Origin of the sequence: Siminovitchia acidinfaciens (genome assembly GCF_003605385.1) — a bacterium.
Lineage (GTDB): Bacteria > Bacillota > Bacilli > Bacillales > Bacillaceae_C > Siminovitchia > Siminovitchia acidinfaciens.
This window is the reverse complement of the sequence record NZ_QYTV02000001.1, coordinates 491370-503730: the sequence shown is the minus strand read 5'-3', so window position 1 is coordinate 503730 and position 12361 is coordinate 491370. Positions and strand designations below refer to the sequence as shown.

General features: G+C 43.3%; 12 protein-coding genes and 1 pseudogene. 7 read left to right on the top strand and 6 right to left on the bottom strand.

All coding sequences use genetic code 11. The annotated features are described in order from the left end of the window. Positions 1 to 49 precede the first annotated feature (49 nt). Positions 50 to 949: a DUF4349 domain-containing protein gene (locus tag D4T97_RS02300; protein ID WP_126047248.1), complete on the bottom strand. Its 900-nt coding sequence runs from the start codon at positions 947 to 949 to the stop codon at positions 50 to 52. 180 nt (positions 950 to 1129) lie between these two features. Beyond that, a complete protein-coding gene (locus tag D4T97_RS02295; RefSeq protein ID WP_126047246.1) occupies positions 1130 to 1843 on the bottom strand; it encodes a YfjL-like protein in 714 nt (237 codons plus the stop codon). A 106-nt stretch (positions 1844 to 1949) separates the two neighbouring features. Between D4T97_RS02295 and D4T97_RS02290 the strand changes: the two genes are divergently transcribed. Beyond that, positions 1950 to 2282, top strand: a complete 333-nt coding sequence (locus D4T97_RS02290; protein ID WP_126047244.1) for a hypothetical protein — start codon at positions 1950 to 1952, stop codon at positions 2280 to 2282. A gap of 165 nt (positions 2283 to 2447) precedes the next feature. On the opposite strand, the gene D4T97_RS02285 is transcribed toward D4T97_RS02290, so the two are convergent. Then, complete coding sequence (locus D4T97_RS02285) at positions 2448 to 3176, bottom strand: YqcI/YcgG family protein (RefSeq protein WP_126047242.1); 729 nt, start codon at positions 3174 to 3176, stop codon at positions 2448 to 2450. Between the two features lie 274 nt (positions 3177 to 3450). Between D4T97_RS02285 and D4T97_RS02280 the strand changes: the two genes are divergently transcribed. Together D4T97_RS02280 and D4T97_RS20955 are read left to right on the top strand one after the other, a co-directional pair. Further along, positions 3451 to 3762 carry a hypothetical protein gene (locus D4T97_RS02280; RefSeq protein ID WP_126047240.1) on the top strand — a complete coding sequence of 104 codons (312 nt, stop codon included), beginning with the start codon at positions 3451 to 3453 and terminating at the stop codon, positions 3760 to 3762. 82 nt (positions 3763 to 3844) lie between these two features. Beyond that, entirely contained in the window at positions 3845 to 3970 is a 126-nt protein-coding gene (locus D4T97_RS20955) for a sigma 54-interacting transcriptional regulator (protein WP_328588749.1), read from the top strand. A gap of 99 nt (positions 3971 to 4069) precedes the next feature. Here the strand turns inward: D4T97_RS20955 and D4T97_RS02270 are convergent, their stop codons facing one another. Further along, positions 4070 to 4270: a cold-shock protein gene (locus D4T97_RS02270; RefSeq protein ID WP_126047238.1), complete on the bottom strand. Its 201-nt coding sequence runs from the start codon at positions 4268 to 4270 to the stop codon at positions 4070 to 4072. Positions 4271 to 4654: 384 nt separating this feature from the next. Between D4T97_RS02270 and D4T97_RS02265 the strand changes: the two are divergent. The 4 genes and pseudogenes from D4T97_RS02265 to D4T97_RS02245 all read left to right on the top strand — a co-directional run. Further along, a pseudogene (locus D4T97_RS02265) lies at positions 4655 to 5444 on the top strand (alanine dehydrogenase); the annotation flags it as partial. A gap of 684 nt (positions 5445 to 6128) precedes the next feature. Next, positions 6129 to 8450, top strand: a complete 2322-nt coding sequence (locus D4T97_RS02255) for a glycerophosphodiester phosphodiesterase family protein (RefSeq protein WP_126047232.1) — start codon at positions 6129 to 6131, stop codon at positions 8448 to 8450. 568 nt (positions 8451 to 9018) lie between these two features. Continuing rightward, the gene (locus D4T97_RS02250; protein WP_328588757.1) at positions 9019 to 9705 is read left to right on the top strand and encodes a Crp/Fnr family transcriptional regulator; all 687 of its coding nucleotides are present in this window, start codon (positions 9019 to 9021) and stop codon (positions 9703 to 9705) included. Positions 9706 to 9986: 281 nt separating this feature from the next. Beyond that, positions 9987 to 10442, top strand: a complete 456-nt coding sequence (locus tag D4T97_RS02245) for a hypothetical protein (protein ID WP_126047228.1) — start codon at positions 9987 to 9989, stop codon at positions 10440 to 10442. A gap of 144 nt (positions 10443 to 10586) precedes the next feature. Here D4T97_RS02245 and D4T97_RS02240 read toward each other — a convergent pair whose 3' ends face one another. Then, positions 10587 to 11363 (bottom strand): IclR family transcriptional regulator, encoded by a 777-nt coding sequence (locus D4T97_RS02240; protein ID WP_126047226.1) that lies wholly within the window; start codon positions 11361 to 11363, stop codon positions 10587 to 10589. A 223-nt stretch (positions 11364 to 11586) separates the two neighbouring features. Beyond that, positions 11587 to 12351: a LamB/YcsF family protein gene (locus D4T97_RS02235; RefSeq protein WP_126047224.1), complete on the bottom strand. Its 765-nt coding sequence runs from the start codon at positions 12349 to 12351 to the stop codon at positions 11587 to 11589. Between the last annotated feature and the right edge of the window lie 10 nt (positions 12352 to 12361).

Sequence of the window (12361 nt, the reverse complement as noted above, 5' to 3'; positions counted from 1 at the left end):
TAGATGTATACTCACCCTGTTTTAACGCAAAATTATAAATTTTCAAGCCTCATTCCTTCGGATTCTTTCTTTTCCTTCGCACTAAATAATAAACTCCCACTCCAATCAATCCCAAAAGAAGAATGATCGGCAGGTTCCCCACAAAAAACACAACCACCCCTGATGCTGTAGCAAGCAAAAAGTTCAGGCTGACAGCCAATTGCTTTTTCGTTTTCTCCCATGTATCCAGGTCACCGTCGCCCACGCCAGGAATAACGACCTTGCTTTCATTCGCGAATATTTCCACAGTTGAAAAGGCCGTCTGATTTTCAAGATATTTCATTTTCCCGACAAGGACTTCAATGTCTTCCTGTACTTTCGCCAAGTCACTGGAAATTTTCAAAAGATCCTCGGTCTTTTGCGCTTCCTTCATAAAATCAAGCAGCCGTTCCTCCACGGCCCGCTTCGATCTCAAGCGCGACTCCAAATCCACGTATTCCTCCGTTACGTCCTGCCCAGAGACATTTCTGCTCAAAACTTCAGCAGCGGCTTCCTCTGCGTTTTTCAAAAATGCCTGAAAATGTTTTTCCGGAATCCGGACGATCATATGGCCGCTCATCAGTTCATTTTCATCTCGATATTCATTAGCTTCCACGACGTAGCCGCCATATTCCTTCACTTTTCTCTCGATATTCTGCTGGGCTTTTTCCAGACTCTTCACCCGAACATCCAGGTTTGCGCGGTGGATGATCATTCTTTCGTCCAGCATCTTTTCCGGCTGATCAACAGCCTTATCTTCTGAGGTAGACATCTCCTCTTGGTTCATCGCAATCTCATTCGAACCGGCCGTCGAATCCATCTTGGCCATTTCGTTGGTTGACTTTGATTCTTCGGAACTACCTGAGCTGCACGCACCCAAAAAGATGAGAAGAAAGGCAGCAAGCAAACAATTCAAGCATCTCTTTTTCATCCATTGATCCCCCTTTCTATAAATGTCTAGCTCCAGGCGCCATCGGCTCGAGGTCACAAGTCAAATTGCTGTGGTGGCTGAGGAGCTGCCTCCTCGCAATTCGCCTTGTGCTTGTCGCCGATAGGCGGGCGCCTTACGCCTTTCTTAATTAGACGGTTCAACTTGAAAAAAGTTACAGAGTTAGTCGTCCAAAGCCATATCCGTCTCCATATTATATTTGCTTAGCGAACAAGATTTCTTCGCTTGCTGAACTGATCCTATCTCAGCCTCCGTCTTGGCCGGGCACGTAATAAAAGTTTCAATACCTTCTTTTTTATCAATAAAATCGAACGAAGCATCAATTGCGGGTGACAGCCCCTGCACTATTTCAACCAAATCGGCTACCTTACTCCATTGCTCATCCGATTCCGAAAAGGCTCCCTCCACTTCAAGTCGAACACTTAGCATGGCTCCTGCTTTATCGAAAGGAGGGATATCTGGTCCTTTTACAATGTCCAAGCTTTCATAGGTGACGTAACCCGTATCAACTTTTTCAATCTCTGGATAAACTTCCTTGGCTATTGGCTGGACCACCTCCTTCAATTGGCGGGCCCACAATACTTCGGGATAAATATCAACATATGTATACTCCGCAAATCCTTCCTCAGCGTAAAACTCGAGCTTTGGATCCTCAGTAGGATAAAACCATGCACCATAACTTCCATCCTTGAAATTATAGAAGGACTCTTTCAAAGTGAACTCCTGATCATATTTTTCCTCTAAATAGTTTTCAAGTTTGGCAGCAACCGCCTTTTCCTTCCACGGCAAGCCATTAAAAGCGACGGTAATCCAAGCTGCGATACCCACAACAATAGCCACAAACGAAAAAATCAATATCCGTTTTCCGATCTTCATATTATTCCCCTCTTAATAACTTCTCTTTTTTTATAGTATATAGGAAAATAACGGAAAGAAGACTTCATAGTATATAAAACTTAATTTAAAATCGGAGGTGATCGCAATGCAAAAAGCGGCAAAATATATAGGGGTAATAAGCGGATTAGCCACCATCACCTTGTGGGCTGTGCTCAACTTTTTTAACCCTCATTCAAACATTACGGGGACTGATACAATCGTAATCTCATTTCTTATGCTATTTCTTCCTGCCTGTTTAGCGGTCATTTCATCCTTAACATCTAAGCAATCGCTAATGATGATCGCATTCGTATGGTCATTGCCGTTCAGTTTATACTTAGTCTTCACGCCGGGAGTCTTTGCTTTGTTCGGGGTTACTTGCATTGCTTATTTAGGGTGTTTTTTACTGATGAAATTATCCACTAACAGAAAAATATAAACGAAGAATCCGGGAGGATTGGAAAAGCATAGTCTGTTAGAACTGCTGAAAAAATATCCGGCCTAATAAAAAAAGCATTCCTTAACGGAATGCCTAGAATAAATTAATTTTTAAAACGAGTAGCGCATTAGTTTCCAGATGTACTCGAAACCGCTACACCGAATTTTATATTGTCTTCATCTCTTTATGGGTAAACGGACATTTTGTAGTGATTGGTTCAGCGTCGTCCCCAATGAAAAATTGCTTCCATTCGTTATGAGTAGGGTCACCGAAATGGCTGATATCCGGATGCTTTGGCAATTGGTCCCAAACCTCTACACGCTGGCGCACTTTTTCCCTTGACATGATTCCGTCTTTTTCCGTGCCTTTCAGCCCCTCGAAAATGCGCCTAGGCTGGAAGCCAAGAACCATTGATTGCCCCAAGTCCCTCGTTTTACGCTGTTTATACGCGGGAGCATTGCCGAACACAAAAATCGGTTCGCCATCAAAATGGAAATCCCATAAGTAGTGATTTGGATTGCGCGGCCGATCTGAAGGCCATTCGACTTCATCAATATCATGCAAATACTGTAAAATGTCCCAGAACTGCCTGCGGTATTCTTCCAAATCTCCTTCCCTCTCAAAAGGCTCTACAAAAACGAACAAACCATGCCTTTTATGGTCCGGGTCTTTAAACAACTTCAGGAAATCCAGCAGCGCAGCAGGCAAATTCGACCAATCATCCTGTGATATGTATGCATAACGTAACTCACCCCTCAATTCACCGCTCATGCCGAAATAGCAGGGAAACGTCTTATCCGTCACTGTCTGATGAAAGGTGGCATAGCTTTCCGGTAGCCATTCTGGTAAATCTGCTTTCTTGTTAAAGTCTTCCTTTGTCATCAATGCTCTCATAATCTATCACCTCATCTAGCAATATCTACTAATGAGATTGCCTATGAAAAACAATGTTAACCCTCATTTGATTGCCCGTTTTCGAGTCTGAATCCAAGAATGAAACGGTTCAACCATTCTAGCTTTGAGCCTAGTTTTTAAAAGGTTGCTACTTCCACAGAAAAAATGCACTTTTTTTAAAAAAATAATCCCTAGTTCAATCTTTGAAACCTAAATACCCAAACAGCCGTATTAATAAAATAATAGGAATCGCCTTCGGAAAGGTGGTGCTTTTTTGAACAACAAACCGACGCCCCAGAAGAAACATGGAATCATCAGTTTTTCTGCCTTGGCAATCGGCATCATCTGCTTTTTCATTGTCTTTGTCACTCCGACCAGAATCGCCAATGTCGGGAACCTGATAGGAGACTATATCACCTTTGCGCTGACTGGAATAGGTATCGTACTTTCTGTTATCGGATTGGTGAAGAAAACGGAAAGGAATACACTCCCTTTTATCTCACTCATCCTGTCATCGTCTTTCTTCATCTTTTGGCTCATCATCATTATTCTGCTGATCACCGGGCAGATTGATTTTGCTCCATAATTCCTTCCTCTGCCTACAATAAAAGGACATTCCTCACCGGGATGTCCCTCGCTTCACTTGGACAGCAAGCGCCATCCATATTATGATGGAAATATTGAATGAAAGAAAGATCAAGCGATTTGTTGCACAAAACTGCGCTGCATTGCCGGAAAATTTATTCGAACCCATCCTCTTCGGATCAGAAAAGACGCTTTTACAGGTGCTTTAAGCAAACCAGAACTGATTTAAGAAGCGCACAGGGTACTTGGTCTGTCCGGTGCGCATAAAAAAAACAGGCCCTATAAGCAGGGCCTGTTACTGGTTGTTATTAAGCTTTTTGAACGTTTGTAGCTTGTGGGCCACGTTGTCCTTGTTCAACATCAAAAGTTACGCTTTGACCTTCGTCTAAAGATTTGAAACCTTCACCTTGGATCGCTGAGAAATGCACGAATACGTCGTCTCCACCTTCACGCTCGATGAATCCAAAACCTTTGTCTGCATTAAACCACTTAACTGTACCTTGTTCCATTATTACATTGCCTCCTGGTGCGGATATCCACACATTGTGTTACTATCCTTGCTCAAATACCTTAGACGAAAAACAAAACCTCTTCAATCTGAAAGAGAGCAAAAATAACTCTTCCTAAGAATAACAGATATATCCTAAGATAGCAAACTTTTTTGACGGATATTTCAAAAAATATTTTACGACGGTTTTTTTCGACATGTATATTATAACCCTACGCGGAATGATCGGATCTCCAATTTTAATCCGCCTACATATAGGTCTATCCCTATCCGAAACATCATAATCGCCTTAGCCGCTCTTTAATCCGAACCGTGATTTTTACGGTCCAACTTCGGTAACATGCGTAAAATTTTTTGACAAGGTGACAGATATCAAGAATATGCGGAACAAGGAGCTCAGCTCGTAGATACAGCAGCAGAAGTATTTGAAAAAGCGGACTTGATCTACAAAGTCAAAGAAATCTTACCGGAAGAATACTCATTGCTAAAAGAGAACCAGGTCGTGTTCACCTATATCCATTCCAACGCCTACAAGGAACAGACCGACGTGTTGCTTGAGAAAAATATCACAGGCATCGCTTACGAAGACGTTGACGATGTTAACGGAGAATTCCCGCTATTGAAACCGATGAGCATCCTGGCAGGAAAAGGCGGATTCATCTCTGCACTCAACTTCTTCCAAAAAATCCATGGCGGAAACGGTGTGCTCCTATCCCGGGTGGACGGCGTAAGGACACCTGAGATCACCATCATCGGTGCGGGAAATTCCGGTTTGGGCGCTGCCGAACTGGCCGCCGCCTTCGGAAACAAAGTGACCATTCTGGACATCGATGGCGACAAACTAGAAAAGGCAAGAAAACAATTGCCGCCAAACGTCGAATTCCTCTACTCCAACCAGAGCAACCTGGAAATGTGCCTGAAAAGAACCGACGTACTTATCAACTGCATCCTGTGGCCGAAATGGCGGACAGACCACCTGGTTTCAAGGGATATGCTTGGGTTAATGAAAAAAGGCTCCCTAATCGTCGACTTCGCCTGTGACGAAGCCGGAGCCATTGAAACGACGAGATCCACAACTCACGACGATCCAGTGTATGAAGTGGACGGCGACAACCACATTATGCAACGTGACGCTCCCTTACCTGCTGCAAATGGCAAACAAAGGGGTCGAGGAAGCGTTGGTGGATAACAAATATTTAAGAAGAGGCCTTACAACCTACGAAGGGAAATTGACTTTAGAAGAAACAGGCAGAAAGCAGAACCGGCCGTATGTGACGCCGGAGGAAGCGTTGGGGATTTAAAATTTTTATCACCAAATTTAAAGTAAGTTGACTCATAATCAAAATCAATATAGCCAGTGGAAATAAAGTCTTCCACTGGCTATTTCTTAATCTAAAATCTGTACGCACCAGCTCAACAGCACGCGCATAAAAAACGAAGCTTGGACTTCCTCCAATTCCTAATAGGATATAAAACCCAATAGGTTATTAATTGGAAGGAATTCGTCAAGTTAGCCGCAATAAGATGTAACAACTTTTCCTCTACATCCTCGTCTTCTTTTAAAAAATCTCCTAACCCTCAACGACATTTTTTTTCCAAATTAACTGCCAAACCTTACGAATACCGTAAAAGGGTTTTAATAATGTAGCGATCACTATTAATTCCAACCCATCCGTTAAGCCCTATAAGATATTTAGTCCAAGCGACTCACACACCAGCATAAAGGAACTACCTTTGTAAAGTAGATGTAAAATTATTGTAAATATTTCCATTTTAGTCTATCCGGAAAATTATTAATCATTTATACTTCTAATCGGTTGCTGTTTAGGATTTTTATATCAAAAAAGGAGGAATTTGGAATGGGAAATCAGAAACTCAAGAAGCTAGCCATCGGTGCAATGATTATGCTTATCACAATTGCTAGCTTTCCCCCTACCCCAAGCAATACGGTCCATGCAGAACAACCGGTGCTGCTTGAAGAGAATTTTGATCAGGTTGATGGCGACTTGCCAAATGGCTGGAAAGCAATTGAAGGACAAGCCAAGGTTGAGAATGGAAAGTTAAAATTAACCTCACCTTCTTCTTCATCGCCAGCTAGAGTAGCAGTACCCCTCCCTGATAAAAATGGAAACATCGTTTTTGAAGCAGATATGACATTTGTCTCCGCTGTCGAAGACACTCGCTGGGCATCTTTAATGTATAGAGTGCAATCTGAAAACTACCCGTATTATCAATTTGCCATTCGAAGAGGAACCACCGCATTAAATGGTGTTGAATTTGCTGAACGAAACGCCCAAAACAGATGGGTTGTCCCTGAAGCAACCTTTTCCACGGAAAATTTTGAGTACAATAAGCCGTACCGGCTCAAAATCATTGCAAGCAAAAACCGCGTACAGCACTTTATTAATAACAAACTTGTCATCAATACCGACCAAGCAGCAAATTGGTCCAATGGCGACATCGGATTTCAGGCAAACGGATCCACTGTCCTTTTCGACAATGTGAAAGTATCGACATTCGACCAGGACTTGCCGCCAATTGATAATTCAGGCGCTTTCCTCCCGGGAGAGACTGAAACAAACATCATTAATGCACCTACACTGATCGGCAGCTCTCTTTCAGAAGCATCGAATTCAAATACAGCATCCGTTCTTCTGGAAGTTGAACGGAATGGCGCAGGAAAGTTAATGACAAACGGTCTGCCGCTTTCGGAAACACTAACTGCCGTTCAAAATAAACATATTCCAATCCTGCAAATTGAGCAGAAAGGACTTGAAGAGGAAGTTGTTGATATTCTAAATGAAACGCAGACAACAGACGTACATATCGTCTCTTCCAACCCGACCATAGTAAAAGCAATTACAACCATGATGCCAACAGCCCGTGGCGGCATCGTATACACTAAAAATTCCTTTAACAAACATGACCTTAATCAACTTGTCAGGACTGTCCATTCAAGTAATGCCAAAGTTGCGGTAATCCCGCAAAAATTACTCACGCTGGAAACTGTGCACTACCTGCACACAAGAATGGTCGCGGTGTGGGGATTGGGAGCCGAAACAGAGAATGATTCTCATGAGCTTATCCATACGGGTGTGGACGGAATCATCACAAGCAACCCGGCTGCCACTGTTGAGGCACTGGACAAATACCCGAAAAATACAATCGTTCAACGGCCAATTGTTGCAGCACATAGGGGAGTTCCGTCAATGGCTCCGGAAAATACAATGGCTGGTTACCGACTTGCTTACGATCTGGGTGCGGATCAAATAGAAACAGACTTGCAGATTACAAAAGATGGACACATTGTCATCATGCATGATACCACTGTAAACCGGACAACCAACGGTACAGGGGCTGTCCGTGATCTTACCTTGGAAGAAATCCGCCAGCTTGATGCCGGAATTAAGTTCAGCGAGGAATTTGCTGGTGAAAAGGTTCCAACCTTCCGGGAGTTTTTACAAGAATTCAAAGGAAAGGATGTCATTCTTCTCGTTGAATTAAAAGATGTGGACATTGAAGAACAAGTGATGGGGGAAATCGAAGAGGAAGGCATGGTTGACCAAGTGGTCCTTCAAAGCTTTAATCTTGGCAGCATGGTAAAATCTTTCGAATTAAATCCCGAAATTCCAGTCGGATACCTCTATTCCGCGACAGTTCCAGGAACACCAAGCACAAAGATCAAAAACGCACAAAAAATGATGGACTATGGAACAACTTACAACGTAACACTGAATGCAAGCTACGGAAGCGCCTATAAAGAGTTCATCCAATACATGAGACAGCGCGGAATGCTCACAATGCATTGGACATTCCGCAACGAGGAACCCTTCCGTGACAAACTGGCACAAGGACTGATCGGGCCAATCACAGACTACATGCAATGGCTGACGGACTCGCCAATCAGCCTGGAAACGCCAATCAAAAAAATCAACCTAAAACCAGGTAAAACTTCTGCCGTACAGGCAAAAGCTTTCATAGACTACCGTACTGCCAAAAAAGAGAACATCGAATCTGAGTTATTCGTTGCTGAAAAAACCAATGTGGTCAAAGTCAGTGGAAACACAATCGAAGCTGTCTCACCTGGCACTGCCCAAGTCTTTGTGAAGCATACATTTTCCATGTTGGGGCAGGAGTGGAATGTTGTTGGTGAGCCAATCGAAGTTCATGTGAAGGAATAAAACTTAAGACTATAGCAACATCCGGAACGATTAGCTGTTTTTCTCGTTCCGGATGTTGCTTTATCTAAAACCTGTGAAATGTAGCTTTAAATTCTCACTTAGTATTGTTAGCAAGCGTAACTAAAAACGTAGGACAGTCACAGTCTCTATCTCCGTTGCCATTTGCGCGGTTGAAGCAACCTATAAAAGCACCCTTTTCCCGCAACCATTTTTCAGGGCTTGGGTGCTTTATTTTTTCCTCTCATCTAACACTTCCTTGGTCAATCACCTTTCTGTGAAGCGTTAGGCTCAAAGAAAGATTTTTAAGATAAAGGTTATGTAGAATTCTCTGAAACTCCTTAGATTCGAGCGATAACTCTTTCATGTCAAGGCTCCTTCTTTTTACCCCTCAATCACCCGGTAATCCTTTTTTCGAGAAAACTGGTTATTCAGGCAGGAAATCCAGCAGAAAGTGAGAATTTAATAGGTAATTGTATCTATAAATTAGTGTTCTAGCTATTTTTGTAATCATAAAGTATAAAAAGGCGTGTGGGGAGGAGCTTGTTCATGAAACTCGTCCAGTCTTTAGATCAGATGTGGTTTCTATCGAAAATCGCTTTTTTTTGATTTTCTAACAGAAGAAGAAATTCAACAAGTTTTTCCTCTCATCGACTATCAACAAATCAAAAAAAATACCATTGTTCAAACCCCCGAAAGCTCAGAAGAAAAACTATATTTTATAAAAGATGGCGCGGTCAGAATCTACGATATTACTGAAAACGGGAAGGTCTTTACCATCAGTATTCTGGGGCCATATAGCATATTCGGGTATATGCGTCCATTATCTTTTGGAACCGAGGGAATTTATATAGCCACAATCACCGACACAATGCTATGCTCCATCTCCGAAGATAACTATGAGCAACTCCAACTGGCCTATCCGCAAATCACCTTGAAAACGATGGAAATTCTGTCAGCCCGGCTACATGAAAAGCAACAACTTCTCAAAATGATGGCTACCGCAAATGTCAGGGAGCAAATTAAACATTTACTGGTAAGCATGGCCGATACATACGGATGCAAAGGACCCGCCTATGTCAAAATTCCTTTTCCATTGTCTCACCAGGAAATTGCGAATATGCTGGGCATTACGCGGGAAGCTGCTTCTATTAATATTCACAAATTAAAGAAAGACGGGTTTATCCGCAATCCCCAAAGAAAAATCATTGAGGTCCAGGCAGCTTTGTGTGATTCAGATTACAGAAAAATCAAATAACTGTCTGTATAATGACTCTAGGCAGTTCGGGGAGGAAATATCAGAAGCTGAATTGAGTTTTGATCCTGAATCGAGAATGCAAATAACATTAATGCCTGCGTAGTTTGCCGATACGCTCAATACTTAAGAAATAACCTTTTATGTAAAAAGTTACTGCTTCAAGTTGGATGCAGTCTATTAAGATCCACTTATCTGGAGGTGATCCCCTATTCCTCCCACTCCATTTCTGAACTGGCTGACACTGAAGTGTCATAAGAAAATTCTCTAAGGAGGAGAAATTAGTGAAGAAATTAACAGGCTTCATCATAGGGGTTGCCCTGCTGTTTGGCATGGCTGCGGCTGCCGGGGCACAAGGCCAGGCGGACTTGGCGGAGGCCCGTCAGGGAACGGCCAAGTACCATAATGTCGAAAAAGCCCTCCAAGACGGATATTTACCAACAGATGAATTCGTCGCCGTTCCAGGTCTGGGCGTAATGGGATTACATTACGTAAACCCTTCCCTCATCGATTCAAAAGTATCCGCATCGGAGCCTGAAGTTTTGCTGTATGTTCCTAAAAACGGCGGTGGTGTGCAGCTGGTGGGCGTTGAGTATATATCGACAACACCAAACACACTTTTCGGCCAGCAATTTGATCCTCCCGGCGCCATCCCGGAATATTCACTGCACGTCTGGATTTGGAAAAACAACCCGAGCGGCATGTTCTTCCCGTTCAATCCAAGTATTAAGGTCAACTGATTAAATGCAGGAAACCCGCAGAGCTGATTGCGGGTTTTTATTATTTTTTCCTCCTCTTTTCAATTCCGCCCTGCCTCCATCCCCATACTTTTAACATGGAAAATGCTCCCTTTCATTCATTAGCGACTTTTACTACCGTTACCCTCATACCGAGAATGTTCCCTTGATATACCCCAGCTTCTTGGAGATCTCATTGGCAATTTCTTCTGTTCTGCGCTGGGCATACGCCATGTGTTTGCCGGATAAGCGGGAATCAGGCCCACTCACGCTAAGCGCGGCAATCACATGAGCATCCCGGTCGAAAACAGGGTAAGAGATTCCGATTGTCCCCTCATCCTGTTCACCATAACTTAAGGCGAAGCCCTGTTTTTTCGTCCTTTGGATTTTTTCAAGCAAATCGCTGCTGCTTGTTATGGTGTTCTCGGTAAATTTCTGGAATGTCATCCCCGAAATAATCCTTTGCTGCTCTGACTCGGGTAAGAAAGCAAGAAGGAGTTGGGGACCGGAACCCAGCGAGAGCGGCGACCTTCTCCCTACTCTCGTGTACAGCCGCAATGCATGATTGCTCTCCACTTTCTCAATGTAAACCGCCTCATCTCCTTCCCGGATAACAAGGTGGACGGTCTCGTTGATTTCCGACTGAAGTTGCTTCATCAAGGGTTGGGCCACCCTGCGCAATTCCAACTGATCCGCCACAAGGCTGCCCAGTTCCATCAGCTTCAGTCCAAGCCGGTAGCGGACGTCCTGGTCCGAATGTCTTAATTTCACAACAAAACCCATATACTCCAGGGACGACAGTAACCGAAATGCAGTCGCTTTTGGCAATTTTGAGCGTTGCGCAAACTCGCTCAGGGTGAGGTCAACCTCATTTTCAGTGAAAAAATTTAAAAGCTCCAGCGCTTTAATGACACTTTGATTCATCTACATTCCTCTTTGTTCGCATATTTTTAATGGAACCATAAAAAGCCAACATTTCATTTCTAGCTTCCCATTTTTTCGAAAACTGCTATCATTTTTTTCGACAGCTTTGTCAGCTTGCTAATTCATGTAACTATTAATGTTGGAATCATTGGGTCAATTCCAGCAGAAATAAGGCCAAATTTCTGCGTGAGCTTCCATTGATGACCACCTCGGTTCTTATTGCTTAAGCAAACGGCGATTTCACTTCTATTCCAGCCTCTTTCAATCTGCTTTTTATAATTTTAATCATTTCCAATGCTGTCGGCGTATCTCCGTGGACACAGATTGTTTCCCCATTCACTTCTATCTCTTCCCCTGTGATTGCTTTTACCTTTCCTTCTGTGACCATCCGGATAATCCGTTCCGCTACGAACTCCGGATCGGAGATCACGGCCCCTTCTTCTCTTCTGGATACTAACGAGAAGTCCTTATGGTAAGCACGATCCGCGAATATTTCCAGTTTAAACGGAAGCCCCTTCCGCTCGGCCACCTTGTGAAGCTGAGAATGCGGCTTTACAAACACCGGAAGATCGGGTCTGACAGATAGGATAGCATCAACGATATTAATGGCCAGCTGTTCGTCGGAATCAGCCATGTTGTTCAAGTTTCCATGTGGCTTTACATGCGTCATTTTTACCCCGTATTTTTGACAAAAAATATCCAGAGCGCCGATTTGATATATAATCAGGTTCATCAGTTCATCTCTAGGAATGTCCATGTTCCTTCTCCCAAATCCAGACAGATCCGGGAAGCTGGGGTGGGCTCCGACTCCCACACCATGCTCTTTGGCGATTTTGACGGTATGATCCATAATATTCGGGTCTCCCGCATGAAAGCCGCAGGCCACATTGGCCGAAGAGATGTATTGAATCACTTCATCGTCATTTCCCAGCTTGTACTGGCCGAAGCTTTCACCCATATCACAATTCAAATCAATCGTTTTTTTCATAGTAGAATTC

What these genes read in the sequence shown, in the direction of transcription:
- D4T97_RS02300 (WP_126047248.1), bottom strand. Translation starts at nt 949, where the DNA reads ATGAAAAAGAGATGCTTGAATTGTTTGCTTGCTGCCTTTCTTCTCATC.
- D4T97_RS02295 (WP_126047246.1), bottom strand. Translation starts at nt 1,843, where the DNA reads ATGAAGATCGGAAAACGGATATTGATTTTTTCGTTTGTGGCTATTGTT.
- D4T97_RS02290 (WP_126047244.1), top strand. Translation starts at nt 1,950, where the DNA reads ATGCAAAAAGCGGCAAAATATATAGGGGTAATAAGCGGATTAGCCACC.
- D4T97_RS02285 (WP_126047242.1), bottom strand. Translation starts at nt 3,176, where the DNA reads ATGAGAGCATTGATGACAAAGGAAGACTTTAACAAGAAAGCAGATTTA.
- D4T97_RS20955 (WP_328588749.1), top strand. Translation starts at nt 3,845, where the DNA reads ATGATGGAAATATTGAATGAAAGAAAGATCAAGCGATTTGTTGCACAA.
- D4T97_RS02270 (WP_126047238.1), bottom strand. Translation starts at nt 4,270, where the DNA reads ATGGAACAAGGTACAGTTAAGTGGTTTAATGCAGACAAAGGTTTTGGA.
- D4T97_RS02255 (WP_126047232.1), top strand. Translation starts at nt 6,129, where the DNA reads ATGGGAAATCAGAAACTCAAGAAGCTAGCCATCGGTGCAATGATTATG.
- D4T97_RS02240 (WP_126047226.1), bottom strand. Translation starts at nt 11,363, where the DNA reads ATGAATCAAAGTGTCATTAAAGCGCTGGAGCTTTTAAATTTTTTCACT.
- D4T97_RS02235 (WP_126047224.1), bottom strand. Translation starts at nt 12,351, where the DNA reads ATGAAAAAAACGATTGATTTGAATTGTGATATGGGTGAAAGCTTCGGC.